Here is a 25019-nt window from a genome sequence, read left to right on the forward strand (position 1 = left end):
ACTCGTACAAGTCGACGGCCTGCCGACGGAACTCATCGGAGTAGTTCTTCCTGGCCATAGTCCTGATCATCTCGCTTCCTCCAGCAACTGCTGGATTCCACGTGTCCAAGACCCGGGGTCAGGGCCCGGCGGTGAGAGCGAATCAGAATGACGAAGTCGCGGGCCAATCGAGCATGGAGCAGGGGCGAGACGAGCACAAGCAACGAGAACACGTCACACGGTCGCTGCGGTTGTCTCTGACGCTGTCAGGATCAGTTTGCGCACCAAGAGATCGGTGATTCTCGGTGCCGGCGCTACTGGTGGACCTCTCCATGTTGCGAGTGCGAGAGATGGCACTCCTCATCGGTGAGACGAACGAATCCATCGTCACCGGATCCGGACGTGCCGGATGGGCACCCCAAGATGGTCAGGCGTCAAGAAGTTTCCGCAGATACATGTGCGCAAGTCCGATCCGCTACCGGCGTCACTGCCCGCCAGGTGCATCGTGTGAGGGTCCAGGTGTCGGCGTCTCGCGTGCTCTGCAGCTCCCGGGTGTGAAATCTCATGTGGTACCGACCGCGTAGGCATGTGTATCGCGGTGGAGTTTTCCACTGGCAAGCCTCGCGGAAACCGCGGAATCATGCGGCAGAACGCCGATACGCGATCATGCACGCGAGGGGGAGCCAGTCGGTTCAAGTCTCATCTCGCGCACCCCGGTCCCTCAGCCCCTACGCGCAGCGACCACCGTGAACTTCGCGTTGCGCGCCCACTGCTCGCTGCCGCCGAATGCCGCGTTCAGGTGCGAGCGGTAGCGCAGGTGCGAGTTGTAGACGCACACAAGCAGCCCGCCAGGGGCCAGGAGCCGGTGCGCGGCGTCGATCATGCGATGTGCGTCCTCCGTGGTCACCACGGTGCCGGCATGGAATGGAGGGTTGAGGAGCACAAGGTCGAAGGAGCCATCCGCAAGCCCCTCCCCCGCATCGGCGAGCACCACCCTCCACGGGGCATCCACGGCACCGGCCGCCCGCGCCGCACGCAGCGTCGCAGCTGCGGAGGCGCACGCAGCTCGCGACGCATCGGTGCCAACCGCTTCCGCCGGCCGCAGCAGTGCGGCCGCCGCGGCGAGCAGCCAGCCGTTGCCGCAGCCCAGGTCCAGGATCGTGCGCGCACCCGGTGCGACCTCCGCCCGCCGCTGCGCGAGTGCGCGCACGAGGAGCTGCGAGCCCGGGTCAACGGCGCTGCCGCCGAAGCACGCCCCGTGCGCGGCGACATCCAGATCGGGCACGCCGGGGATGCCCGAGGCCCTGCTGGCCCAACCGGGGAAGAGGACGTCGTTCGTCTCCCGGGAGGCGGAGTCGCCTGCAGCGACGCCTGGCGCGCCCGCCTGGGCCCCGGCCACCTCGGCGGCCCCTTCGCCTTCCACAGAGAGTGGCTCCCCCGCGGGCGCGAACGGCTCGCTACCGATGATGAGCCGGGACTTCGCGATGCCCGGCGAGACGTCCACGCGCCGGAAGCGTCGCGCCAGCTCCGCGTTGACGGAGGGCGTGAGGTGCTTGTCGCGGCCGACGACGATGACCTCGGCGGCGATCCCCTCAAGCGCCTGCAGCGTCTCGCTCAGCGCATCGACGGCCTTGGGAGCGGAGACGATGCAGCGCAGCGGTGCGCGCTCGACGACGTCGGCCGGCAGCGCGCCGACGAGCTCGGCGCCCGCGGCCCGCGCGGCCGGATCTGCGCTCACCCGGTCGTTGTACGCAAGGACGCGGCCACCCGCCGGCACCGCACCCTTGCCCGCCCGGTCGTCGGCCGCGCAGCCGTGGGTCCCCGGGATGTCCGCCGCGAGGCCCTCGACTGCCAGGCCCTCGGCCGCCAGAGAGGTCGAGCCAACCGCGACGCCGGCGGCCACGGCCCACAGGGCGCCGGCCTCGTCGTCGTCGATCACGAGCAGCGGCAGGTCTGCGAACCCTTCGGCGTCCCGCTGAACAGCGCCGTCCTGGTCCGCACCACCGGACCGGCGGCCGGAGACGTCCAGCACACCGTGGGCCCGGCCCACGAGGTACTCCGCGAGGATCCGCGATTCGGGTGCCCCATCGGGCCAGGCGGGCAGGGCGGGGGCGGACGCGCTGCGCAGGCGCTGTGCGAGGGGGGCGAGCAGGGCGGGATCGGGCAGCAGGGATCGCGACATGCGCCCCAGTCTAGGAGCGCTAAGGGACCCGCAGACACGCGCGGGGCGCCGCGCGGTCCCCCGCGCGGCGCCCCGTCAGCCGTGGCCAGGCATACCGCCCGGCTGCGCCTCAGTGAGTCACTTGAGCATGTCGCGCATGAGCTGCGCAGTCTCAGACGGCGTCTTGCCCACCTTGACGCCGGCGGCCTCGAGGGCCTCCTTCTTCGCCTCGGCGGTGCCGGACGAGCCGGAGACGATCGCGCCGGCGTGGCCCATCGTCTTGCCCTCCGGGGCGGTGAAGCCGGCCACGTAGCCCACGACGGGCTTCGTGACGTTGTCCTTGATGTACTCCGCCGCGCGCTCCTCGGCGTCGCCGCCGATCTCGCCGATCATGACGATCGCCTCGGTCTCCGGGTCCTCCTGGAAGGCCGCGAGCGCATCGATGTGCGTCGTGCCGATGACCGGGTCACCGCCGATGCCGATGGCGGTGGTGAAGCCCAGGTCCCGCAGCTCGTACATCATCTGGTAGGTCAGCGTGCCGGACTTCGACACGAGGCCCAGCTTGCCGCGGTTCGTGATGTTGGCCGGGATGATGCCGGCCAGCGACTGCTCGGGCGAGATGATGCCGGGGCAGTTGGGCCCGATGATGCGGGTCCTGTTGCCCTTGTCGGTCGCGTAGGCCCAGACCTCGGCGGAGTCCTGGACCGGCACGCCCTCGGTGATGATGACGAGCAGGCCGATCCCGGCATCGATGGCCTCGATCGCGGCGTCCTTCGTGAACGCAGGCGGCACGAAGGCCACGGACACGTTCGCGCCGGTCTTCTCCATCGCCTCGGACACGGAGCCGAAGACGTCGAGTTCGACGTCCTTGCCGTCCTTGTCCTGGTGGCTGACCGTGGTGCCGGCCTTGCGCGCGTTGACGCCGCCCACGACGTTCGAGCCGGCGGCGAGCATGCGCGCGGTGTGCTTGGCGCCCTCGCTGCCGGTGATGCCCTGGACGATGATCTTCGAATCCTGGTTGAGGAAAATCGACATGGTGGTTGTCCTAGTCCTTTCGGGCGGTCAGTTGGCGGCCGCGAGTTCGGCGGCCTTGTCCGCGCCCGCGTCCATGGTGTCGGTGAGCGTGACGAGGGGGTTGTTCGCGTCCTTGAGGATCTGACGGCCCTCCTCGACCTTGTTGCCGTCCAGGCGGACGACGAGCGGCTTGGTCGCGCTGTCGCCCAGGATCTCGAGGGCCTTGACGATGCCGTTGGCCACCGCGTCGCACGCGGTGATCCCGCCGAACACGTTGACGAAGACGCTCTTGACCTGGTCATCGCCCAGGATGACGTCGAGGCCGTTGGCCATGACCTCGGCCGAGGCGCCGCCGCCGATGTCGAGGAAGTTCGCCGGCTTCACGCCGTCGTGCTTCTCGCCCGCGTAGGCGACGACGTCGAGGGTCGACATGACGAGGCCCGCGCCGTTGCCGATGATGCCCACCTGGCCGTCGAGCTTGACGTAGTTGAGGCCGAGCTTCTTCGCCTTGAGCTCCAGCGGGTCCTCCGCGCTGATGTCGCGCAGCTCCTCGTGGTCCTTGTGGCGGAAGTCCGCGTTGTCGTCGAGCGAGACCTTGCCGTCGAGCGCGACGATGTCACCGGCACCGGTCTTGACCAGCGGGTTGACCTCGACGAGCGTCGCGTCCTCTTCCTTGAACACGTCCCACAGCTTCTGCAGGACGGGGACGATCTTGGGGCCCACCTGGTCATCGAAGCCGGCGGCCTCGACGATCTCGCGGGCCTTGGCCTCGTCGATTCCGGTGAGGGCGTTGACGGGCACGCGGGCCAGCGCCTCGGGGCGCTCGACGGCCAGCTGCTCGATCTCCATGCCGCCCTCCTTCGAGCACATGGCGAGGTAGGTGCGCTCGGAGCGGTCGAGGAGCACGGAGAAGTAGTACTCCTCCGCGATGTCCGCGCCCTCGGCGATCATGACCTTCTTGGTCTCGTGGCCCTTGATGTCGAGGCCGAGGATCTCCTTGGCCTTCTCGGCGGCCTCGTCCGGGCTCTTGGCGAGCTTGACGCCGCCGGCCTTGCCGCGGCCGCCCACCTTGACCTGGGCCTTGACGACGACAGTGCCGCCGCCCAGCTCCTCGGCGGCCTGCTTGGCTTCCTCGGGGGTTTCGGCGACCTTCGCGCGCAGCACGGGCACGCCGTGCTTCTCGAAGAGGTCGCGGGCCTGATACTCGAAAAGATCCACGTGTTCTTCCTTAGCTCGGGGCGCTGCCCGCGCGCACAGATCGTGCTCCGCGCGGGCTCGCACCGGTGACGGATGGGAGGGTGGAGCACACCCGACCGATGCCCACCTTAGTCCCTGGCCCGGATGCGGGCGCCTGCCGACCGCGCATCGCACCGCGCGTTCGCCGCCCGCGAACACGCGGGCTCATCAAGATACTTCCTGGACAAGTATCTCGACGGCGAGACATATCATGTCCTCATGGATGAGGTCGACCGGATCGTCGCGGCGTGGCAGCGGGTGCGCCCCGATATCGACGTCGCGCCCATGGAGGTGCTCTCCCGCGTGTCGCGGCTGGCCAAGCAGCTGGACAAGGCGCGCAAGTCCACGTTCGCCGAACACGGCCTCGAGGTCTGGGCCTTCGACGTCCTCTCCGCCCTGCGCCGCGCGGGCGAGCCGTTCGAGCTCTCCCCCTCGCGCCTCATCGGCGAGATGATGGTGACTTCGGGCACCATGACGAACCGGATCGACCGCCTCCTCGACGCGGGCCTCGTCTCGCGGCGCCCGGACCCCGATGATCGGCGCGGAGTGCTCGTGGGCCTCACCGCCGCCGGGCGGGCGACGGTCGATGCCGCGCTCGCGCAGCTGCTCGAGCAGGAGGCCGACCTCCTCTCCGAGCTCAGCCCCGCCCAGCGCCGCCGGCTCGCCGAGCTGCTGCGCGTGCTCTCCCACGGCTTCGAGCACACGGGTGAGGACTGAGCCCGGGGTCGGCCGCTCAGCCGGCGGCGCCGGTAGACTCGGCGCAGCAGCACCGTGAACCAGCAGCACCGTGAACCAGCCGACCGCCCCTTCCCCCGTGAGGTCACCATGAAGCACGCCTCCCTGAGCGCCTCGGCAGCCGCCGTGTGCGCAGCCCTCGCCCTGTCCGGATGCACCGCCAAGGGCGAGAAGCGCCCCGATGAGGGCTTCCCGTCCATCTCCGTGAGCCCCGAGTCCGCGACCCCCGTGCCCACGGCCACGGGCGACGAGGTGGCGATCGTCGATGCCTCCCCCGGTGGGCCGGAGGACCAGGACCCGCTATGGCAGGGGCTGAAGAAGGCGGCCGAGGGCAAGCAGCGGGCCTATCTGTCCGCCTGGATCCACTACGACTCGAAGCTCGCCGACTCCGGCCAGGTCACGCTGACCCCGGACGCGGCCGAGAGCGTGAGCGTCACGGTCGACTCGAAGGCGGTGGAGAAGTCCGATGCGCCGTTCTACCGCATCCTCGGCACGTTCGACGTGGAGAAGACCGCGGACTCCGCGTTCACACTGAAGACCGTCAACACGAAGGAACAGCCCGAGCTCAATCCCAAGAGCCCGAGTACGAAGGCCCGCTGCACCGCCTCGGACGCGGGAGACCGCCTCCAGCTGGCCGCGCAGAATCTGGCCGACGACCCGAGCAAGCGCGCGGAGATGCGGCTGCAGTGGGGCGGCTCGCCGGCCGTCTGGTGGGCCATCCAGGCCACCGCGGCGAGCCTGCGGCAGTCCAACGGCGATGCGCAGGGCGACTTCTTCACGGAGGCGTGCGAGCAGTACATGGAGGCCGGCTGAGCAGTCGGCTGCCCAGGGGCTGACCCCCACGAGGCAACCGGCCGGAAGGGGACCGCGCTGGCTGAGCAGTTGGCAATCCCGACCGGCCGCGCAGCTGGCCGAAAGGTCGATCCTGTTCGCTGTGGCGCAGTGAGACCGAACGGAATCGTCCTCTCACCTCGGGCAATAGAGCACGCAGCGACGCCCAGCGGTTACATCCGCCAACGCCGCCCACCGCCCATCGCCTCGCGGGCGCTCCTAGGCCGCATCCTCCTGGCGGGCGGCGCGCAGGCGGGCCTCCTGGTCGGCGAGCGCGCCGTCGTAGGCGCGCAGGCTCGGCGGCAGGAAGATCCCCACGAGGGACAGGACGGCGGGGATGAGAGCCGCCCAGAACATGAGGCCCGCCGCGGGCCCCACGTTGAACGCGAAGAGCAGCAGGAGGACCTGCCACGCCACGCACGCCGGGCGGGCCCAGCGGCCGAAGCGGGCCAGGCCGATCGCGACGCCCACGAGCCCGACCGCCAGGAGCAGGAACATCGCGGCCAGCGCGATGAGCGGCACGGGGTCCGCGCGCTGGCCCACGGCGACCACCACGTAGGCGACGGCGGCCACGGTGAGGGCGAGCGCCTCGAGCGCAGTCATGGCGACCGCCAGCAGGAGGGTCCAGGGGCCGCGCGCGCGGTCCCCCGGCCCACCGGCCTTCGAGGACTCCTGCGGAGACTCCCGCGAGGACTCCTGCGTCACAGCTCCACCCGGTCGAAGCCGGGAATGAGGATCTCGTCGATGAAGCGGTCGCGGACGTCGTAGGGCGTGAAGGACGAGGAGAGCGCGTTGACGGTGGCGAGCTCCAGGTCTCCCAGGTCCCAGCCCGCCTCGTCGACGAGCAGGCGCATCTCGCGGCTGATCGAGGTCGCGGACATGAGGCGGTTGTCCGGGTTGACCGTGACGTGGAACCCCAGGTCCTTGAGGCCGGTGATGGGGTGCTCGGCGATCGAGCGGGCCGCACCGGTCTGCACGTTCGAGGACGGGCACAGCTCGAGCGGCACCTGCTGGTCGAGGACCCAGGCGGCGAGGTTGCCGAGCGTGCCCTCGCCGTCGACGACGTCCATGTCCTCGACGATGCGGGCGCCGTGGCCCAGGCGCTGCGCGTGGCAGACCTGGACGGCCTCGAGGATGGACTCGCGGCCGTCGGCCTCACCGGCGTGGATGGTGACCGGGAAGCACTCGCGGTGCAGCAGGTCGAAGGCCGTGAGGTGCGCCGAGGGCGGGAAGCCCTCCTCGGGCCCTGCGATGTCGAAGCCCACCGCGCCGTGCTCGCGCCAGTGCAGGGCGAGTTCGGCCACGGCCAGCGAGTTGTCCTGATGGCGCATGGCGGTGATGAGCTGGCCCACGCGGATGACGCGGCCGTTGTCCGCGGCGAGCGCCACGCCCTCCTCCAGGCCGCGCTGCACGGCGGCGACGGCCTCGTCCATGTCGAGGCCCTCCCGCAGGTGCTGCTCGGGCGCCCAGCGCGCCTCGGCGAGGAAGACGCCGTCCGCGACCTGGTCGCAGACCCATTCGCGCGCCACGCGGGTGAGCGCAACGGCTGTCTGCATGACGGCGACGGTGTGCTCGAACGTCTCGAGGTAGCGCACCAGGTCACCCGACTCGGCCGAGTCGCGGAACCAGGCGCGCAGCGCCTCGGGATCCGTCGTGGGCAGCTCATGGCCCGCCTCGGCGGCCAGCTCCACGATCGTGGCGGGGCGCAGGCCGCCGTCCAGGTGATCGTGCAGCGAGACCTTCGGCAGGCTCAGGATGGGGTCATGGGGGTCGACGCCGGCGGGCGTCGGAAAGAGTCGCGTATCCACGTCCTCAGCTTAGCGCTCGCCGGCCCGCTCCTCCTCGATCCCCAGCGCGCGCAGGGCGATCGCTGCGAACACGCGGATGCCCATCTCCAGGGCGCGCTCGTCGACGAGCAGATCGCCCTGGTGCAGGTCGTAGGTGATCCCGCCGGGAGTGCGCGTGCCCAGCCGCACGAGCGCACCGGGCACGTGGGTGAGGTACCAGGCGAAGTCCTCCCCGCCCATCGACTGCGGCGTCAGCAGCACGGACCCCTCCCCCAGCTCGCGGCGCACCGCGGCCTCGGCCAGCGCCACCTCGTCCTCGGTGTTGACCACGGGCGGCACCCCCCGGCGGTGCTCGAGCTCGACGTCGACGCCGTAGGGCCCCGCGATCCGGTCGACGAGGTCGGGCAGCACCTGGGCGACCTGGTTCCAGCCGTCCACGTCGAGGCAGCGCAGGGTGCCCTGGAGCATCCCGTCCCCGGGCACCACGTTGGGCGCGTGGCCGGAGGTGACCTGCCCCCACACCAGCGAGATCGCGTGCCGTGGGTCGATGAGGCGCGAGAGCGTCGCGGGCAGGTCGGTGGCGAGCTTGGCCAGCGCGTAGACGAGGTCCTCGGTCAGGTGCGGGCGCGAGGTGTGGCCGCCGTGGCCGGTGAGGCGGATGACGACGGTGTCGCCGGCGGCGGTGATCGCGCCGATCCGCGAGCCCACGCGGCCCACGTCGACGTTCGGGTCGCAGTGGATCGCGTAGACGCACGGTACGTCGTCGAGCGCGCCCTGGCCGATCACCTTGAGCGCGCCCCCGGGCGTGACCTCCTCGGCCGGCTGGAAGATGAATCGCACGCGCCCGCCCAGGCCGCCGGGCAGCTGGCCGTCGAGCTCGTGGAGGACGAGCGCGGCCCCCAGCAGCGCGGTCAGGTGCACATCGTGCCCGCACGCGTGGCAGGCGCCGGGCACCGTCGAGGCGAAGGGCGTGTCCGTGAGGTCGTCGATGGGCAGCGCGTCGATGTCGGCCCGCAGCGCCACCGCGATGTCGCCGCGCCCCACCTCCACGACGCAGCCCGAGCCCTCGAGGCGGCGCGGGGCAAGGCCCGCCTCCTCGAGGCGGGCCACGACGCGCTCGGTCGTGCGCGATTCCGCATAGGACAGCTCGGGGTGGGCGTGGATGTCGTGGCGGAAGTCCGCGAGTTCGTCGAGCAGGCGGTGCAGGGGCGGGGCGATCACGGTCTCCGGCATCCTTCGGGTGGGCAGTGGGGAGCGCGGCGCGGGCGCACCGCGCCCGGTCGGTGCCGACAGTCTAGGACCGCGCCCGCGGCCCGGCGCGGCGGGCGTCGCAATGTGACACACCGCCGCCGAGGCGCCCCGCGGCCGGCCGTGCACGCGGGCCCGGCGCGGGGCACCGGCACCGGCCCGGTCCGGGCACCGGCGCTGGCCGGAGCGGCGGGGCGCGGCGGGGCTCACGCACCCGGGGCACGCTCAGAGGGCGTCCTCAGAGGACGTCGGCGCGGCCGATCTCCCTGGCGCGCGCGACCGCTCGCTTGACGTCCTGCGCGTGCGCGCGCGAGGCGACGAGGAGGGCATCGCCGGAGTCGACGACGATGACGTCGTCCACGCCCACGAGCGCAACCACCTTGGGCTCATCGCAGAAGACGATGCCGGAGGACTCGATGTCGACCACATCGCCGCGGCCGATCGCGTGGACGGAGTCCGGCTCACCCGGCAGGGGCTGGCGCAGCTTCGCCACGGAGTCGAAGTCGCCCACGTCGTCCCAGCCGAAGTCGCCGGGCACCACGACGACCTGCCCCTCGGCCGCCGCTCCTTCCGCGAGCACGTAGTCGATCGCCTTCTTCTCCAGGCGCGGCCAGACCTGGGCGACCACCGCCTCGCGCTCGGGGGTGTTCCACGCGTCGGCGATCGTGCGCAGGGCCGCGGACAGCTCGGGGGCGCGACGGGCGAACTGGTCGAGCAGCGCGTCGGCGCGCGCGATGAACATGCCCGCGTTCCAGCGGTAGCGCCCGGAGTAGGCATAGCGCCGGGCGAGGCCCGCGGCCGGCTTCTCGACGAACTCGCGGGCCCGGCGCGCGGTGGGCGCCCCGGGCAGCCCGAGCGCCTCGCCGGTGCGGATGTAGCCGTAGGCGGTGGAGGGATAGGTGGGGGTGATCCCGATCGTCACGATGTCCCCGCCGGCCGCGGCGGCCACCGCCTGCTCGATGACATGCCGGAACTCCCACTCGTTCGTGATGGAGTGGTCCGCGGCGAACGAGCCCATGACGGCATCGGGCTCGCGGTCGTGGATGAGCATCGCCGCCAGCCCGATCGCTGCGGCCGAGTCCCGCGGGGAGGGCTCGGTGACGAGGTTGGCCTCGGACAGCTGCGGCAGCTGGTCCGCCACGGCGCGGGCGTGGGCCGCGCCGGTGACGACCCACGTCCGCTCGGGCCCCGCCAGCGGCTCGACGCGATCCCACGTGGCCTGCAGCAGCGAGCGGCCGGTGCCGAGCACATCGTGGAGGAACTTGGGCGACGAGCAGCGCGACAGCGGCCACAGCCGCGTGCCGGAGCCCCCCGCCGGGATGACGGCGTGGAACGAGGAGATCATGGCCCCATCTTTTCAGCCCGGGCGCGGCCCCGGCCGCAGGACACGCACGCCCGCCCCGTTTGGGAGCCAAACCGGCCGGAATTACGTCACGCAGTCTTTGCTTAAAAGCCGGGCGCTGCGCACGGGGGCCCCTCGAAGGTGATCCACGACGCTTCCCGGAGCCCATTTCGCAGGGTGCGGGCAATATACGCGCAGCCTTGCGGGAACCGAGGGCGAGGCGATTGGCACCGCCCACTTTTTCGGCGTACTTTCATGGGGTATCGATCTGCTCGTCACCATTGGAGGATGACCCGTGGCCAAAGCGTCAACGGGCACTCTGTACCGCGGCAACGAGGGGATGTGGTCCTGGGTCGCTCACCGCGTCACGGGCGTCGGCATCTTCTTCTTCCTGCTGGTCCATGTGCTCGACACTTCTCTCGTCCGCGTCTCGCCGGAGGCGTACAACGCCGTCATCGGCACGTACAAGACCCCGATCATGGCGTTCGGCGAGATCGGCCTAGTGGCGGGCATCGTCTTCCACGCCTTCAACGGCGTGCGGATCGTCCTCGTGGACTTCTGGAAGGGCGGGCCCAAGAACCAGAAGAAGATGTTCTGGATCGTCCTGATCCTGTGGGCGCTCATGATGCTCGCGTTCATCCCCCGCCAGCTGATGCACACGTTCGGAGGCTGAGCCATGGCAACCCCCACGATTCCCGCGCCCCGCGCCGAATACGACCGCCACAAGACCACGCGCTCGCAGTTCGAGCTGTTCGCCTGGCTCTTCATGCGCCTCTCCGGCGTCGTGCTCGTCATCCTCATCTTCGGCCACCTCTTCGTCAACCTGTGGTCCGGCTCCGGCGTCCACCAGCTCGACTTCGGGTTCGTCGGCGGCAAGTGGGCGAACCCGTTCTGGCAGATCTGGGACCTCGTCATGCTGTGGCTGGCCATGCTCCACGGCACGAACGGCATGCGCACGATCATCAGCGACTACACGGAGAAGCCGGGCACCCGCGTGGCCCTGCAGCTGACGCTCTACATCGCCTCCGGGATCGTCGTCGTCCTCGGCACGCTCGTGGTCTTCACGTTCAACCCGTGCCCCACCGGCGCGGACCCGAGCCTGCTCGCCAGCTTCTGCAAGGCCTGATCCCCGCCCCGCCGCAGCGCCTCAATCCGATTCCAAGGAGACACCCCTTCCATGCAGGTACATGAGTACGACGTCGTGATCGTCGGCGCAGGCGGCGCGGGCATGCGCGCAGCCATTGAGGCCGGCCAGCGCGCGCGCACCGCCGTGCTGACCAAGCTCTACCCCACCCGCTCGCACACGGGGGCCGCCCAGGGCGGAATGTGCGCGGCCCTCGCCAACGTCGAGGAGGACAACTGGGAGTGGCACACGTTCGACACCGTCAAGGGCGGTGACTACCTCGTCGACCAGGACGCCGCCGAGGTGATGGCCAAGGAGGCCATCGACGCGGTCCTCGACCTCGAGAAGATGGGCCTGCCGTTCAACCGCACGCCCGAGGGCAAGATCGACCAGCGCCGCTTCGGCGGCCACACCCGCGACCACGGCAAGTCCCCGGTGCGCCGGGCCTGCTACGCCGCGGACCGCACCGGCCACATGATCCTCCAGACGCTCTACCAGAACTGCGTGAAGCACTCGGTGGAGTTCTACAACGAGTACTACGTGCTCGACCTCATCATGACGGAGTTCGAGGGCGAGCTGCGCCCCGCCGGCGTCGTCTCCTACGAGCTGGCGACCGGCGAGATCCAGATCTTCCGCGCGAAGTCGATCGTGTTCGCCACCGGCGGCTTCGGAAAGGTCTTCAAGACCACCTCGAACGCCCACACGCTCACCGGCGACGGCGTGGCCGTGACCTACCGCAACGGCCTGCCGCTCGAGGACATGGAGTTCTTCCAGTTCCACCCGACCGGGCTCGCGGGCCTGGGCATCCTCCTGTCCGAGGCGGCCCGCGGCGAGGGCGCCGTGCTGCGCAATGCCGACGGCGAGCGGTTTATGGAGCGCTACGCGCCCACCATCAAGGACCTCGCGCCGCGCGACATCGTCGCCCGCTCGATGGCCAACGAGGTGCGCGAGGGCCGCGGCGCCGGGCCGAACAAGGACTACGTCCTGCTCGACCTCACCCACCTGGAGCCCGCGCACATCGACGCGAAGCTGCCGGACATCACCGAGTTCGCGCGCACCTACCTGGGCGTCGAGCCCTACACGGAGCCGGTGCCGGTGTTCCCCACCGCGCACTACGCGATGGGCGGCATCCCCACGAACATCGCCTCCGAGGTGCTGCGCTCCAACGACGACGTCGTGCCCGGCCTCTTCGCCGCCGGCGAGTGCGCGTGCGTGTCCGTCCACGGCTCGAACCGCCTGGGCACCAACTCGCTGCTCGACATCAACGTCTTCGGCAAGCGCGCCGGCATCGCCGCCGCGGAGTTCGCGAAGACGGCGCAGCTGCCCCCGCTTCCCGAGGGCGCCGCCGATGACACGATCAAGCTCATCGACGAGATGCGCCATGCCGACGGCCCCGAGCACGTGGGCGCCATCCGCAAGGACCTGCAGGACATCATGGACGCCAACGTCCAGGTGTTCCGCACGGAGGAGACGCTGCGCGAGGCGCTCGACGAGATCGAGAAGCTGCGCGAGCGCTACAAGCACGTGGGCATCTCGGATCGCGGCAAGCGCTACAACCTCGACCTCCTCGAGGGCGTGGAGCTGGGCTTCCTGCTCCAGATCGCCGAGGTCGTCGTCGTCGCAGCGCTGCACCGCAAGGAATCGCGCGGCGGCCACTTCCGCGAGGACTTCCCCAAGCGCGATGACGAGAACTTCATGCACCACACGATGACGTACGCGGATCCGGACTCCGAGGCCGAGGGAGTGCCCGGCATGCGCCTGGAGACGAAGCCCGTCGTCGTCACCCGTTACCAGCCGATGGAGCGTAAGTACTGATGAGCGCAGACACAGCGACGAAGGAGACCGCGGAGCCGGCCTCGAAGGTCGACATCCCGGATCACCTGGGCGGCGGAGCCGGCGAGATCCCCTCGTTCGACTGCACCTTCCTCATCGCGCGCTTCAATCCCGAAGAAGACTCGGAGCCGCACTGGGAGGAGTACAAGGTCACGATGCACGGCACGGACCGCGTGCTCGATGCCCTGCACAAGATCAAGTGGGAGATGGACGGCTCGCTGTCCTTCCGCCGCTCCTGCGCGCACGGCGTGTGCGGCTCGGATGCCATGCGCATCAACGGCCGCAACCGCCTGGCCTGCAAGACCCTGCTCAAGGACCTCGACACGAACAAGACGATCACCGTCGAGGCGATCAAGGGGCTGCCGCTGGAGAAGGACCTCATCGTCGACATGGACCCGTTCTTCCAGAGCTACCGGGAGATCATGCCGTTCCTCATCACGAGCGGCCATGAGCCCACCCGTGAGCGCCTGCAGTCCGCGGAGGACCGCGAGCGCTTCGACGACACCACGAAGTGCATCCTGTGCGCCTCGTGCACGACGTCCTGCCCGGTGTTCTGGACCGATGGCCAGTACTTCGGCCCCGCGTCGATCGTGAACGCCCACCGCTTCATCTTCGACTCGCGCGACCAGGGCGGCGATCTGCGGCTCGAGGTGCTCAACGACAAGGAGGGCGTGTGGCGCTGCCGCACGACCTTCAACTGCACCGAGGCCTGCCCCCGCGGCATCCAGATCACGAAGGCCATCGCCGAGGTCAAGCAGGCGCTGCTCGAACGCGCCTTCTGATTCGCGCTCCGCACCGTAGGCGGGCCCGGGACGAGAGTCCCGGGCCCGCCGCTTTTCTCTGCCCGTCCGGCCCCGCAGGCCCGCGCCCTGACTCGCACGCCGGCTGCGGAGCGCTACTGTGAGCGCAGTTGGGGAAAGGCCTGCCGTGTCGATGCGCTCGGTCCCCGGTGCCGCCCATGACGCCGCTCCGTGCTCGGGTTCAACGGGCTGTTCGACCCGACAAACCGGGTGGCTCGACCCGACAACCGGCCTTGCGATGGACCCGCGTGTGGCCCTGGCGCGCGGGCGAGACGGGGCCTCACAGGCTCCTGCGCCTGCCTCCGCGCCGAGTAGACTCGTGCCTCGTGACCGCCTCCGATCCTCGCCCGCAGCGGCCAGCGCCGCGCCGCGGGAAGTCGAGCGCCCGCGGCGCCCTGGCCCTGCTGCTCGCCCTCGTGCTCGCGCTGGCGCCGAGCGCCGCCCAGGCCAAACCGGGGCCCACGCCCTCGAAGGAGTACACGAGCCCGCCGCTGGACAACGGCAGGCCCGCACCGTCGTTCGATGCCCGGGCCTACCTCGTGGGCGACCTGGACTCCGGGCGCCTGTACGCCTCGCACGACCCTGACCGCAGGCTCGCGCCCGCCTCGGTCATGAAGCTGCTGACCGGGGTCACACTCGTCGACGTCCTCTCCGACAAGCGCAAGCGCTACACGGCCAGGCCCGCGGACTCGAGCGTCGACGGCACGAAGGTGGGCCTCATGGAGGGCAACGCCTACACGGTCGACCAGCTCTTCCACGCCATGCTCATGTCGAGCGCCAACGACGCTGCGTTCGCCCTGGGCAACGCCGCCGGGGGCCAGGACAGGGCGCTGGGCCTCATGCGCGCCAAGGCCAAGCAGCTCGGGCTGACCGGAACCGTGCCCATGACGCTCAACGGGCTCGATGCGCCCAACCAGTCGATGACCGTCCACGACCTCTTCATCATCGCCCGGGCGGTCGTCGGCAGCCCCTACCTCATGCGGGTCATCGGCACGCAGACCTACACGTTCCCCGGCGGCAAGGACCCCCGGACGAAGAAGAAGGTCAAGCCTTACGAGATCCAGAACCACACGAAGATCGTCGGCGCCTACCCCGGCGGGCTGGGCCTGAAGAACGGCTACACGATCGCCGCGAAGGGCTCGTTCGTGTGCGCGGTCAAACGCGGCGGCCGCACGTTCGCGGCGGCCGTGCTGTCGTCCGTGCCGAACCCGCGGCAGCCGTGCATGGACCTCATCGGGTGGGCGCTCAACCAGCGGCAGGCGCCCGAAGCGGGCACGATCGATCTGAGCGCGGCCCGCCAGTCGGGCTCGGCACCGCCCAGCTCCGAGCCCGCGCCGTCGGATCCGGGTGCCCCGCAGGTCGGCCAGGGGCCCGGTGACAAGGGGGCGGCGACGCCCGCCGCCGGCCCCGCGGGCGATGCAGCCGCTATCTGGTCGACGGCGGCGGCACTCCTCGTCGTCATTGTCCTCATTGCCGCGGTGACCGTGCTGCGGCGCCGGCGCCGGCGCCCGGAGTTCTCCTCGGCCACCAATGCTGGAAACGGCGCTGACGCCCCCAGCGGCGCGCCGGGCGCGGGTCGCGGACCGCGGGCCGACTACGACCGCGGCGAGACCACCGAGGACTGGGACCGCGAGGACTGACCCGCCGCCTGCGCGGCAGGGGCCCAAGGCGCAGCACCGGCGCACGGCGCCCAGGCGGCTCGCGGCGCGGCTCAGAACCCGGAGACAATGCCCCGCTCGGTGAGCTTCGAGGCCAGTCCCGCGCCGTCGTTCGCATACACCCACGGCACGCCCTGGCCCCGGCCGCTCTTCTTCGAGCGGCCGCCGGCCCACACGGCCTCGCCCACGGTCAGCTGCCGGATGGCCACCGCGGCCACGTTGTCCGGGTGGTTCTCGATGAATTCGCCGTAGAGCTCCTCGTCGTGCTGCCCGTCATCGCCGATGAGCAGCCACTTGATCTGCGGGAACTCGCGGGCCAGGCGCTCGAGCTGGATGCGCTTGTGCTCCTGGCCGGAGCGGAACATGCGGGTGGCGGTGGGCCCCCAGTCGGTGAGGAGCAGCGGGCCGTCGGGGTAGAGGTTGCGGCTGAGGAAGCGCTTGAGCGTGGGCGCCGTGTTCCAGGCGCCGGTGGACAGGTAGATGATGGGCGAATTGGGTCGCATGTAGACGAGGCGGTCGTAGAGCACGGACATGCCCGCCACCGGGGAGCGCGCGTGCTCGTCGAGGACGAACGTGTGCCAGGCGGCGAGGAACGGCCGGGGCAGCGCGGTGACCATGACCGTGTCGTCGATGTCGGAGATGATCCCGAACTGCTGGTCGGCGCCCACGATGTGCACGGTGGCGGTGTCCACCCGCGAGCCCTCGGTCCACATCTGGATGTCGAGCTTGCCGGGCCGGAAGTCGCCGGGGATGATCGCGTCGACGATCCCCCCGCGGTCCGCGGTCACCATGTGCTCGGCGCCCGCGATGCGCACCCACGCGGTCTCACCGGGCAGGGGCACGTTGCCGAACGAGCGGAATCCCCGGATGCTCGCCTCGGTATCGGCGGCGGGCTGGCCGGTCTTCGTGAGCACGATGCGGGCGAGCACGCGCGCGCTCGTCTCCGAGCCGTAGGAGTCGTAGGCGATGACGGTGCGCTTCCAGCCGCGCGCCCGCACCTTCTCCCCCGCCCACGCGTGCCACTTGTCCTCGAAGCGCGCGGCGGTGTGGAGCATCTCCGGGGCAAGGCTGCGCGGCTTCGCGCCCCGCGAGCGCCTCCGGCCGATCACAGGAACCCCACCCGCTCGTAGGCGGCGGCGACGGTCGGGTCGGCCACCTCGGCGGCCCGCTGCGCGCCAGCCGCGAGGATGCGGGTGAGCTCGGCGCGGTCGGCGAGCAGCTCGAGGGTCCGCTCGCGCACGGGCGCCAGCGTCTCGACGGCGAGGTCCGCGAGCTCGCCCTTGAGGTGGCCGTACATCTTGCCCTCGAAGTGCTCGACGGCGGTGGCCATGTCCACGCCCGCCAGCGAGGAGTAGATGGTGAGGAGGTTGCTCACCCCCGGCTTCGCCTCGCGGTCGAAGGCGACCTCGGTGCCGTCGTCGGTGACCGCGGACTTGAACTTCTTCGCGATCGCCTTGGGCTCGTCGAGGATGCCCACGAGCCCCGCCGGGGACTGCGCGGACTTCGACATCTTGGCGGTGGGGTCCTGCAGGTCGTAGATCTTCGCGGTCTCCTTCACGATCCCGGGCTCGGGCACCGTGAACGTGTGGCCGAAGCGCTTGTTGAAGCGCTCGGCCAGGTTGCGCGTGAGCTCGAGGTGCTGGCGCTGGTCCTCGCCCACCGGCACCACGTCGGCCTGGTAGAGGAGGATGTCCGCTGCCATGAGCGCGGGGTAGGTCAGCAGTCCCAGGGACACCTGCTCGTTCTTCGCGGACTTGTCCTTGAACTGGGTCATCCGCCGCGCCTCGCCCTCGGAGGCCACGCACTCCATGATCCAGCCCAGCTTGGGGTGGGCGTCGACCTGGGACTGGACGAAGAGGACCGAGCGCTCCGGATCCACGCCCGCGGCGATGAACTGGGCGGCGGTGAGCAGCGTCCGCTCGCGCAGCTTGGCCGGATCCTGAGGCACCGTGATCGCGTGCATGTTCGCGATGAAGTACCACGCATCGCTCGTCTCCTGCTGGGCCACGAACTGCTGGAGGGCGCCGATGTAGTTGCCCAGGTGCAGCGAGTCCGAGGTGGCCTGGATTCCGGAGAGCGAGCGGGGACGTGCGTGCGCGGTTGCGGTCATGGCCCCATTCTGCCACCCGCGCCCGCCGCGCCGCGGCTCGCCGCTGCGGGCCCGCCCGCGCCCGGGCCCGAGGTGCGGGCGCCGGCCCGCACCTCGGGCGCGGGAACGGCGCCGACGCTGTGCGGCCGGGGCGGGTGAACCGGGTGCGTTCATAACATTTCGGGCGTCAAAGCCCCGCCCGGAGTGTGACGCATTGGACACCACCGGGCGCAGGCCTCACCCTAAGAGGGTCGTAAGCCAACTCACAGACTTCCCACACCTCCGCGGGCACGCTCCCGGCCCCAGGGCCCCGCCTGCTGCGGATCCCCATGGATGTAGGAGCAAAGGAGCCCCGATGTCGGTCGAAATCGTCAGAACCGAGGAGTCGCTGCCGCCGGTGGCGGTCGTCGAGAAGCCCCGGTGGACCCCCGCGAAGATCGCGCTGTGGGCCGCCATCGCCATCATCGCCGCGCTCGGCTGGATCATGGTCGCGTTCGTGCGCGGAGAGAACCTCAGCGCCAGCTGGTTCGTCGCCGCGGCGGTCGGCAGCTACCTCGTGGCCTACCGCTTCTACGCGAAGTTCATCGAGTGGAAGGTCTGCCGTCCGGACCCCCGCCGAGCCACCCCGGCGGAGATCAACGACAACGGCCGGGACTTCGCACCCACGGACCGCCGCGTGCTCTTCGGCCACCACTTCGCCGCGATCTCCGGCGCCGGCCCGCTCGTGGGCCCCGTGCTCGCCGCCCAAATGGGCTACCTGCCCGGCACCCTGTGGATCATCTTCGGCGTCATCCTCGCCGGCGGTGTCCAGGACTACATGACCCTGTACTTCTCCACCCGGCGCAACGGCCGCTCGCTCGGCCAGATGGCCCGCGACGAGCTGGGCCGCACCGGCGGCATCATCGCCTCGATCGGCATCATCCTCATCATGGTGATCCTCATCGCCGTGCTCGGCATCGTCATCATCAACGCCCTCGCCGAATCGCCCTGGGGCGTCTTCTCGATCGCGTGCACCATCCCGATCGCGCTGTTCATGGGCATCTACATGCGCTTCCTGCGCCCGGGCCGCGTCGTCGAGGTCTCCATCATCGGCGTCGTCCTCCTCATCCTCGCGATCGTCGCCGGCGGCTGGGTGCACAGCGATCCGACGTGGTCGGCGGTCTTCCACCTGGACAAGACGACGCTGGCCTGGTGCCTCATGATCTACGGCTTCTTCGCCGCGGTCCTGCCGGTGTGGGTGCTGCTGGCCCCGCGCGACTACCTGTCGACGTTCATGAAGATCGGCACGATCCTCCTGCTCGCCGTGGGCATCATCATCGCCAACCCCACCGTGCAGATGCCGGCGGTCACCGTCTTCGCCGGCAACGCGAACGGCCCGGCCTTCGCGGGCACCCTGTTCCCGTTCCTCTTCATCACGATCGCGTGCGGCGCCCTGTCCGGGTTCCACGCGCTCATCTCCTCGGGCACCACCCCCAAGCTCATCGAGAAGGAATCGCAGATCCGCCTCATCGGCTACGGCGGCATGCTCATGGAGTCGTTCGTGGCGATCATGGCGCTCGTCGCGGCCATCAGCCTGGACAAGGGCCTGTACTTCGCGATGAACGCCGCCGAGCCGCTGACCGGCGGCACCGCGCAGGGAGCCGCCGAGTTCATCAACACGAAGCTCGGCATGCCGGGTGTGACGACCTCGCCCGAGTTCCTCCAGCAGGCGGCGGCCAATGTGGGCGAGCCCTCGATCGTCTCGCGCACCGGCGGTGCGCCCACCCTGGCGATGGGCATGGCCAACATCCTCCACGGCGTCTTCGGCGGCCCGGCCTGGCAGAGCTTCTGGTATCACTTCGCGGTGATGTTCGAGGCGCTGTTCATCCTCACGACGATCGACGCCGGCACCCGCGTCGCCCGCTTCATGCTCTCGGACCTGCTGGGCAACTTCCACCGGAAGTTCCGCGACCCGTCGTGGACCGTGGGCGCGTGGCTGACCACGCTCGTCATGGTCGGCGGCTGGGGCTCGATCCTCATCATGGGCGTGACGGACCCGCTGGGCGGCATCAACACCCTCTACCCGCTGTTCGGCATCTCCAACCAGCTGCTGGCGGCGATCGCGCTGGCCGTCATCTTCGCGATCGTGTGCAAGTCCGGCCTGGCCAAGTGGGCGTGGATCCCGGGCCTGCCGCTCGCGTGGGACCTCATCGTCACGATGACCGCGTCGTGGCAGAAGATCTTCTCCTCCAACCCGAAGCTCGGCTACTGGGCGCAGCACAGCGCGTACAAGCAGGCGCTCGACGCCGGCCAGACCGAGCTCGGCACCACGAAGGGGGTCGCTCAGATGGAGGCGGTCGTGCGCAACACGTTCATCCAGGGCACCCTGTCGATCGTGTTCGCCGCGCTCGTGCTCCTCGTCGTGCTCATGGCGCTCTACGTGTCGATCAAGGCCATCCGCACGCACGTCTTCTCCACCTCCGAGGAGCCGTTCGTCGAGACGCGCATGTTCGCGCCTGCGGGCCTTATCTCCACGAAGGCCGAGCGCGAGGTGGCCGCCGAGTGGGCGGCCAGCGGCAAGGCCCCCGAACGGGTGGGAGGGGCGCACTGATGCCCCGCGCGCTGGCGCTTGCCGCGCGGCCCTTCACGGCCGCGTGGTGGTACCTCAAGGAGGTGATGGGCGAGAACGCCTACGTCCACTACCTGGAGTCCTTCGAGCGCCGGCACGGCACCCGCGAGGGCGCGATGGGCGAGCGCGAGTTCTGGCGCGACCTCACCGACGCGCAGGACCGCGATCCGAAGGCGCGCTGCTGCTGAGGCGGTTGCACTGGCGGCACTGAACCGCCTGGTGCCGTCCGCACCACTCCCCGAGGGCCGGGGCTTTCCGATCGGAGGGCCCCGGCCCTCGCGCATGCCCCCGAGCGGAGCCGCTGGCCGTGTGGGCTCCGCGCAGGGGCGGCCCGCCGCAGGCCGGTACCGCAGGGCGGAGCCGCGGCGCGGAACAGCCCTGCGCATGGGCTTCGCACACGGCGTGGGAGACCGCGCGGCGCGGGACGCGGGCAGAGTTCCGCATACACGCAGCTGGGCCCCGGAGGCGGATGCCTCCGGGGCCCAGCTGGCGCGGGGAGCGCCCGCGGTCGGGTGAGCGGTGCCGCCCGCTCAGCCGTTCATGCGCCGGCGCGTGACGAACACCGTCGCGCCGCCGATGACGAGCAGCGCCGTGCCCAGGCCGAGCGCGCCGAGCTCGGCACCGGTGCGCGGCAGGCTGCCGTTGCCACCGCCGTTCGAGTCGTCGCCCGACCCGTTGTCGCCGTTGCCGCCGCCGTTGCCGTTGTCGCCGTCGTCATCGCTGCCGCCCTTGTGGGGGGTGTCGGTGACGCGGAAGCTATCGGCCAGCTTCTCGCCGTCGGCGGTGGCGACGACCTTGTAGAGCCCCAGGTACGCGCTGGGGTTCGAGGCGTCGGTCCCGAAGACCTTCCAGGTGGCGGTGGAGTGGGAGCTGGGGCGGCGCCCGGGCTCAGCCCTGCAGGTCCGGCAGGTCGTAGTCGATGACGAGGGGGGCGTGGTCCGACCAGCGCTCTCCCCAGCTGGGCGCCCGGTCGACGCGAGCCGTGCGCGCCAGCGCGGCGAGTTCCGGGGTGGCCAGCTGGTAGTCGATCCGCCACCCGGCGTCGTTGTCGAACGCCTGCCCGCGCATCGACCACCACGTGTAGGGCCCCGGGACCTCACCGGCGAGCAGCCGGTGGACGTCCACCCAGCCCAGCTCCCCGAAGAAGCGGTCGAAGTAGGCCCGCTCCTCCGGCAGGAAGCCCGCCTTCTTCCGGTTGGCCTTCCAGTTCTTGATGTCGAGCTCCGTGTGCCCCACGTTGAGGTCGCCCGTCACGAGGGCGAAGTCCGCGTGCTCGCGCAGCTCCGGGAGGCGCGTGAGCATCCGGTTCATGAACCGGTACTTGTCCTCCTGCTTGGGGGTGCCCGCCTCCCCCGAATGCACGTAGGCGGAGACGAGGGTGAGCAGCGAGCCGTCGGCGAGCTCGTAGTCGGCCTCGAGCCAGCGCCCGGCCCGGTCGAAGTACTCATCGCCGATCCCCCGGCGCACCGCGCGGGCGGGCACCCGGCCCAGCACCGCGACGCCTGCGCGGCCCTTGGCCTCGGCGTCCGCGCTGTGGGCGTGCATGCCCAGCGGCTCCATGGCGCTCAGGGCGACGTCGTCCTGCGCGCGGACCTCCTGCAGCGTCATGAGGTGGGCCCCGGCCTCGCGTGCCCACGGCTCCATGCCCTTGCGCATGGCCGCGCGGATGCCGTTGACGTTGACGCCTGCGATGCGAATCATGGCTCCATCCTTTCACGGGGGCGTATTGTTGAACCAACGCCGACCACGAGGAGGAGCCATGGCGGATTCGACCGACTACGACGCCGATCGCCTGACGATCAGCCCCCTGGACGAGATCGATGCGCTCGAGCTGCGCGACTTCCTCGTCACCGCCCAGGAGGACTTCTGGGGCGAGCGCGACCTGACCTCGAGCCATGATCCCTACTGGTTCCGCCAGCTCGACTCGTCCGGCCTCGTGGCCCGCTACCAGAACCAGATCGTGGGCTACCTGCTGGGCGTCGTCCCGCAGGAGGGGCCGGGCTATATCCACCTCGCCGCCGCGCACAACGACTTCCGGCACCTGGGGATCGGGCGCGCGCTCTACGCCGCGTTCGTCGACCGCGCCCGGCAGCTGGGCAAGCAGGAGGTCCAGGCGACCACGGAGCCGGAGAACACCGGGGCGATCGCCTTCCACACGGACCTGGGCTTCGAGAGCGAGCTCATCAGCGACTACGCGGGCCCCGAGCGCCCGCGCGTGCTGTTCACCCGCTCCCTGACCGTGGAGAGCTGAGCCTCCCGCACTCGCAGACGCAGCACTCCCAGTCGCCGCACTCGCAGTCCCCGCACTGCAGACGCGCCCGAGGCGCGGTCCGAGCATCGCTCGGGCCGCGCCTCGGGCGCTGTGGGAGGAGTGCGCCGCCTACGCGCGGTCCGCCTGCGCCTCCGCGAGGTCGACGACGTTGGCCAGCAGCATGGCCCGGGTCATGGGGCCCACTCCCCCGGGGTTGGGCGAGTACCACGAGGCGCGCTCCCGGGCCTCGCGCGAGATATCGCCCACGACCTTCGACTTGCCGGTCTCCGGATCCTCCTCGCGGGAGACGCCCACATCGATGAGCACGGCCCCGTCCTTGACCATGTCCGCGCTCACGATGTCCTTGACCCCGGCGGCGGAGACGATGACGTCGGCCTGCCGGACCAGGTCGGCCAGGTTCCGCGTGCCGGTGTGCGTGAGGGTGGCGGTCGCATTGACCGCCTTGCGGGTCAGCAGCAGGCCGATGGGCCGGCCCACGGTGACGCCGCGGCCCAGGACGACGACGTGCTTGCCGGCCATGTCGATGCCGTGGCGCTCCATGAGCTCGACGATGCCGCGCGGGGTGCACGGCAGGGGCGTGTCGATGGGGCCGTTGACCCGCAGCACCAGGCGTCCGAGGCTCGTCGGGTGCAGCCCGTCGGCGTCCTTGTCCGGGTCGACGAGCTCGAGCACGCGGTTGGCGTCGATCCCGTCGGGCAGGGGCAGCTGGACGATGAAGCCGGTGCAGGCCGGGTCCTCGTTGAGCCGGCGCACCGCCGCCTCGATATCGGCCTGCGAGGCGGTGGCGGGCAGGTCCTCGCGGATCGAGGCGATGCCCACCTCGGCGCAGTCGCGGTGCTTGCCCGCAACGTACCACTGCGAACCCGGGTCCTTGCCCACGAGCAGCGTGCCCAGGCCGGGCGTGCGGCCGGCCGCGGCGAGCGCCTCGACGCGCGCGGCGAGCTCGCCCTTGATCGCCTTGGCCGTGGCCTTGCCGTCCAGGACCTGTGCCATCAGTACTGCTCCAGTCCGTCGTAGAGGGGGAAGTCCGCGGTGAGCTTCGCGACCCGGCCGCGCAGCGCCTGGGCGTCCGCGCCGGGCTTGAGCGCCTCGGCGATGACGTCGGCGACCTCGGCGAACTCCGCATCGCCGAAGCCGCGGGTGGCCAGCGCCGGCGTGCCGATCCGCAGGCCGGAGGTGACCATCGGGGGCCGCGGGTCGAAGGGCACGGCGTTGCGGTTGACCGTGATGCCGATCTCGTGGAGGAGGTCCTCGGCCTGCTTGCCGTCGAGCGCGGATTCGCGCAGGTCGACGAGGACGAGGTGGACATCGGTGCCGCCGGTCAGCACGCTGGCGCCGGCCTGGGCGACGTCGGAGGCCAGCAGGCGCTCGGCGAGGAGCCGGGCGCCGCGCACCGTGCGCTCCTGACGGTCCTTGAACTCCTGGCTCGCGGCGAGCTTGAAGGCGACGGCCTTGGCCGCGACGACGTGCATGAGCGGGCCGCCCTGCTGCCCCGGGAAGACGGCCGAGTTGAGCTTCTTGGCGTTGGCCTCGTCGCGGCTGAGGATGAAGCCGGAGCGGGGGCCGCCGATCGTCTTGTGCACGGTGGAGGAGACGACGTCGGCAAGCGGCACGGGGTTGGGGTGCAGCCCGGCGGCCACGAGGCCCGCGAAGTGGGCCATGTCGACCCACAGGGCCGCGCCGACCTCGTCGGCGATCGCGCGGAACGCCTCGAAGTCGAGCTGGCGGGGGTACGCCGACCAGCCGGCGACGATGACCTTGGGCCGGTGCGCCAGCGCGCGCTCGCGGACCATGTCCATGTCGACGCGGTAGGTCTGCGGGTCCACCTCGTAGGTGGAGACGTCGAACAGGCGGCCGGAGAAGTTGAGCTTCATGCCGTGGGTGAGGTGCCCGCCGTGGGCCAGGTCGAGGCCGAGCAGGCCGTCGCCGGGGCGGGCGAAGGCGTGCATGACGGCGGCGTTCGCGCTCGCGCCGGAATGGGGCTGGACGTTGGCGTAGGCCGCGCCGAAGAGCGACTTCGCACGGTCGATCGCGAGCTCCTCGGCGACGTCGACGAACTCGCAGCCGCCGTAGTAGCGGCGCCCGGGGTAGCCCTCGGCGTACTTGTTCGTCAGGACGGAGCCCTGCGCCTCGAGCACGGCGCGCGGAACGAAGTTCTCCGAGGCGATCATCTCCAGCGTCGAGCGCTGGCGATTGAGCTCGTCGTCGACGACGGCGGCGATCTCCGGGTCGATGGCGCCCAGCGAGGCGTCCATGGAATGCGGGCTAGTCGGCAAAACGGCTCCTTGCGGTCTGCAGCACGG

The 25019-nt window shown here is 70.7% G+C and carries 22 protein-coding genes; 10 read left to right on the forward strand and 12 right to left on the reverse strand.

Going from position 1 to position 25019, the window contains the following annotated elements:
* Positions 1 to 700 precede the first annotated feature (700 nt).
* The 3 genes from GSY69_RS00005 to sucC all read right to left on the reverse strand — a co-directional run bounded on the left by GSY69_RS00005 (position 701) and on the right by sucC (position 4372).
* The gene (locus GSY69_RS00005) at positions 701 to 2161 is read right to left on the reverse strand and encodes a class I SAM-dependent methyltransferase (protein WP_160951872.1); all 1461 of its coding nucleotides are present in this window, start codon (positions 2159 to 2161) and stop codon (positions 701 to 703) included.
* A gap of 117 nt (positions 2162 to 2278) precedes the next feature.
* Positions 2279 to 3175, reverse strand: coding sequence for a succinate--CoA ligase subunit alpha (sucD, locus tag GSY69_RS00010; protein ID WP_160951873.1), 897 nt, complete (start codon positions 3173 to 3175; stop codon positions 2279 to 2281).
* Positions 3176 to 3202: 27 nt separating this feature from the next.
* The gene (gene sucC / locus GSY69_RS00015; protein WP_160951874.1) at positions 3203 to 4372 is read right to left on the reverse strand and encodes an ADP-forming succinate--CoA ligase subunit beta; all 1170 of its coding nucleotides are present in this window, start codon (positions 4370 to 4372) and stop codon (positions 3203 to 3205) included.
* Positions 4373 to 4609: 237 nt separating this feature from the next.
* On the opposite strand from sucC, the gene GSY69_RS00020 reads away from it, so the two are divergent.
* Both GSY69_RS00020 and GSY69_RS00025 read left to right on the forward strand, forming a co-directional pair.
* A complete protein-coding gene (locus GSY69_RS00020; RefSeq protein WP_160951875.1) occupies positions 4610 to 5107 on the forward strand; it encodes a MarR family winged helix-turn-helix transcriptional regulator in 498 nt (165 codons plus the stop codon).
* A 108-nt stretch (positions 5108 to 5215) separates the two neighbouring features.
* Positions 5216 to 5938, forward strand: a complete 723-nt coding sequence (locus GSY69_RS00025; protein WP_160951876.1) for a hypothetical protein — start codon at positions 5216 to 5218, stop codon at positions 5936 to 5938.
* 237 nt (positions 5939 to 6175) lie between these two features.
* Here the strand turns inward: GSY69_RS00025 and GSY69_RS00030 are convergent, their stop codons facing one another.
* The 4 genes from GSY69_RS00030 to GSY69_RS00045 form a co-directional block, all read right to left on the reverse strand.
* Positions 6176 to 6661 (reverse strand): hypothetical protein, encoded by a 486-nt coding sequence (locus GSY69_RS00030; protein ID WP_160951877.1) that lies wholly within the window; start codon positions 6659 to 6661, stop codon positions 6176 to 6178.
* Positions 6658 to 7764, reverse strand: coding sequence for an adenosine deaminase (locus tag GSY69_RS00035; protein ID WP_160951878.1), 1107 nt, complete (start codon positions 7762 to 7764; stop codon positions 6658 to 6660). The genes GSY69_RS00030 and GSY69_RS00035 overlap by 4 nt, the downstream gene beginning before the upstream one ends.
* A 9-nt stretch (positions 7765 to 7773) precedes the next feature.
* A complete protein-coding gene (locus tag GSY69_RS00040) occupies positions 7774 to 8976 on the reverse strand; it encodes an amidohydrolase (protein WP_160951879.1) in 1203 nt (400 codons plus the stop codon).
* Between the two features lie 253 nt (positions 8977 to 9229).
* A complete protein-coding gene (locus GSY69_RS00045; RefSeq protein ID WP_160951880.1) occupies positions 9230 to 10336 on the reverse strand; it encodes a mannose-1-phosphate guanylyltransferase in 1107 nt (368 codons plus the stop codon).
* Between the two features lie 292 nt (positions 10337 to 10628).
* On the opposite strand from GSY69_RS00045, the gene sdhC reads away from it, so the two are divergent.
* The 5 genes from sdhC to GSY69_RS00070 all read left to right on the forward strand — a co-directional run bounded on the left by sdhC (position 10629) and on the right by GSY69_RS00070 (position 15729).
* The gene (sdhC, locus tag GSY69_RS00050) at positions 10629 to 11006 is read left to right on the forward strand and encodes a succinate dehydrogenase, cytochrome b556 subunit (RefSeq protein ID WP_160951881.1); all 378 of its coding nucleotides are present in this window, start codon (positions 10629 to 10631) and stop codon (positions 11004 to 11006) included.
* A gap of 3 nt (positions 11007 to 11009) precedes the next feature.
* Positions 11010 to 11459 (forward strand): succinate dehydrogenase hydrophobic membrane anchor subunit, encoded by a 450-nt coding sequence (locus GSY69_RS00055; protein WP_160951882.1) that lies wholly within the window; start codon positions 11010 to 11012, stop codon positions 11457 to 11459.
* A gap of 51 nt (positions 11460 to 11510) precedes the next feature.
* Complete coding sequence (gene sdhA, locus GSY69_RS00060) at positions 11511 to 13271, forward strand: succinate dehydrogenase flavoprotein subunit (protein WP_160951883.1); 1761 nt, start codon at positions 11511 to 11513, stop codon at positions 13269 to 13271.
* On the forward strand, positions 13271 to 14071 hold the full coding sequence (locus GSY69_RS00065; RefSeq protein WP_160951884.1) for a succinate dehydrogenase iron-sulfur subunit: 801 nt from the start codon (positions 13271 to 13273) through the stop codon (positions 14069 to 14071). The genes sdhA and GSY69_RS00065 overlap by 1 nt, the downstream gene beginning before the upstream one ends.
* Positions 14072 to 14415: 344 nt before the next feature.
* Positions 14416 to 15729 (forward strand): D-alanyl-D-alanine carboxypeptidase family protein, encoded by a 1314-nt coding sequence (locus GSY69_RS00070; RefSeq protein WP_160951885.1) that lies wholly within the window; start codon positions 14416 to 14418, stop codon positions 15727 to 15729.
* A gap of 71 nt (positions 15730 to 15800) precedes the next feature.
* Here GSY69_RS00070 and GSY69_RS00075 read toward each other — a convergent pair whose 3' ends face one another.
* Complete coding sequence (locus tag GSY69_RS00075) at positions 15801 to 16802, reverse strand: App1 family protein (RefSeq protein WP_160951886.1); 1002 nt, start codon at positions 16800 to 16802, stop codon at positions 15801 to 15803.
* Between the two features lie 50 nt (positions 16803 to 16852).
* On the reverse strand, positions 16853 to 17857 hold the full coding sequence (gene trpS / locus GSY69_RS00080; protein WP_160951887.1) for a tryptophan--tRNA ligase: 1005 nt from the start codon (positions 17855 to 17857) through the stop codon (positions 16853 to 16855).
* Positions 17858 to 18191: 334 nt separating this feature from the next.
* On the opposite strand from trpS, the gene GSY69_RS00085 reads away from it, so the two are divergent.
* Both GSY69_RS00085 and GSY69_RS00090 read left to right on the forward strand, forming a co-directional pair.
* On the forward strand, positions 18192 to 20426 hold the full coding sequence (locus GSY69_RS00085) for a carbon starvation CstA family protein (protein ID WP_160951888.1): 2235 nt from the start codon (positions 18192 to 18194) through the stop codon (positions 20424 to 20426).
* A complete protein-coding gene (locus GSY69_RS00090; RefSeq protein ID WP_160951889.1) occupies positions 20426 to 20632 on the forward strand; it encodes a CstA-like transporter-associated (seleno)protein in 207 nt (68 codons plus the stop codon). The genes GSY69_RS00085 and GSY69_RS00090 overlap by 1 nt, the downstream gene beginning before the upstream one ends.
* Positions 20633 to 21332: 700 nt before the next feature.
* Here the strand turns inward: GSY69_RS00090 and GSY69_RS00095 are convergent.
* A complete protein-coding gene (locus tag GSY69_RS00095) occupies positions 21333 to 22145 on the reverse strand; it encodes an exodeoxyribonuclease III (protein WP_160951890.1) in 813 nt (270 codons plus the stop codon).
* A gap of 58 nt (positions 22146 to 22203) precedes the next feature.
* Here GSY69_RS00095 and GSY69_RS00100 point away from each other — a divergent pair, with 58 nt between their 5' ends.
* On the forward strand, positions 22204 to 22695 hold the full coding sequence (locus GSY69_RS00100) for a GNAT family N-acetyltransferase (protein WP_160951891.1): 492 nt from the start codon (positions 22204 to 22206) through the stop codon (positions 22693 to 22695).
* A gap of 129 nt (positions 22696 to 22824) precedes the next feature.
* Here GSY69_RS00100 and GSY69_RS00105 read toward each other — a convergent pair whose 3' ends face one another.
* Together GSY69_RS00105 and glyA are read right to left on the reverse strand one after the other, a co-directional pair.
* Entirely contained in the window at positions 22825 to 23712 is an 888-nt protein-coding gene (locus tag GSY69_RS00105; RefSeq protein WP_160951962.1) for a bifunctional methylenetetrahydrofolate dehydrogenase/methenyltetrahydrofolate cyclohydrolase, read from the reverse strand.
* Positions 23709 to 24971 (reverse strand): serine hydroxymethyltransferase, encoded by a 1263-nt coding sequence (gene glyA, locus GSY69_RS00110; protein WP_160951892.1) that lies wholly within the window; start codon positions 24969 to 24971, stop codon positions 23709 to 23711. Before glyA ends, GSY69_RS00105 begins: the two co-directional genes overlap by 4 nt.
* Positions 24972 to 25019 lie beyond the last annotated feature (48 nt).

The sequence above is a fragment of the Brevibacterium rongguiense genome (assembly GCF_009857845.1).
In the GTDB taxonomy this organism is placed as follows: domain Bacteria; phylum Actinomycetota; class Actinomycetes; order Actinomycetales; family Brevibacteriaceae; genus Brevibacterium; species Brevibacterium rongguiense.

Excerpts from the sequence above, each read along its gene's own strand:
- GSY69_RS00025 (WP_160951876.1), top strand. The coding sequence starts at position 5,216 with ATGAAGCACGCCTCCCTGAGCGCCTCGGCAGCCGCCGTGTGCGCAGCC.
- GSY69_RS00005 (WP_160951872.1), bottom strand. The coding sequence starts at position 2,161 with ATGTCGCGATCCCTGCTGCCCGATCCCGCCCTGCTCGCCCCCCTCGCA.
- sucD (WP_160951873.1), bottom strand. The coding sequence starts at position 3,175 with ATGTCGATTTTCCTCAACCAGGATTCGAAGATCATCGTCCAGGGCATC.
- glyA (WP_160951892.1), bottom strand. The coding sequence starts at position 24,971 with ATGGACGCCTCGCTGGGCGCCATCGACCCGGAGATCGCCGCCGTCGTC.
- GSY69_RS00100 (WP_160951891.1), top strand. The coding sequence starts at position 22,204 with ATGGCGGATTCGACCGACTACGACGCCGATCGCCTGACGATCAGCCCC.
- GSY69_RS00020 (WP_160951875.1), top strand. The coding sequence starts at position 4,610 with ATGGATGAGGTCGACCGGATCGTCGCGGCGTGGCAGCGGGTGCGCCCC.
- GSY69_RS00090 (WP_160951889.1), top strand. The coding sequence starts at position 20,426 with ATGCCCCGCGCGCTGGCGCTTGCCGCGCGGCCCTTCACGGCCGCGTGG.
- GSY69_RS00045 (WP_160951880.1), bottom strand. The coding sequence starts at position 10,336 with ATGATCTCCTCGTTCCACGCCGTCATCCCGGCGGGGGGCTCCGGCACG.
- GSY69_RS00085 (WP_160951888.1), top strand. The coding sequence starts at position 18,192 with ATGTCGGTCGAAATCGTCAGAACCGAGGAGTCGCTGCCGCCGGTGGCG.
- sdhA (WP_160951883.1), top strand. The coding sequence starts at position 11,511 with ATGCAGGTACATGAGTACGACGTCGTGATCGTCGGCGCAGGCGGCGCG.
- GSY69_RS00055 (WP_160951882.1), top strand. The coding sequence starts at position 11,010 with ATGGCAACCCCCACGATTCCCGCGCCCCGCGCCGAATACGACCGCCAC.
- GSY69_RS00095 (WP_160951890.1), bottom strand. The coding sequence starts at position 22,145 with ATGATTCGCATCGCAGGCGTCAACGTCAACGGCATCCGCGCGGCCATG.
- GSY69_RS00065 (WP_160951884.1), top strand. The coding sequence starts at position 13,271 with ATGAGCGCAGACACAGCGACGAAGGAGACCGCGGAGCCGGCCTCGAAG.
- GSY69_RS00040 (WP_160951879.1), bottom strand. The coding sequence starts at position 8,976 with ATGCCGGAGACCGTGATCGCCCCGCCCCTGCACCGCCTGCTCGACGAA.
- GSY69_RS00075 (WP_160951886.1), bottom strand. The coding sequence starts at position 16,802 with ATGCTCCACACCGCCGCGCGCTTCGAGGACAAGTGGCACGCGTGGGCG.
- trpS (WP_160951887.1), bottom strand. The coding sequence starts at position 17,857 with ATGACCGCAACCGCGCACGCACGTCCCCGCTCGCTCTCCGGAATCCAG.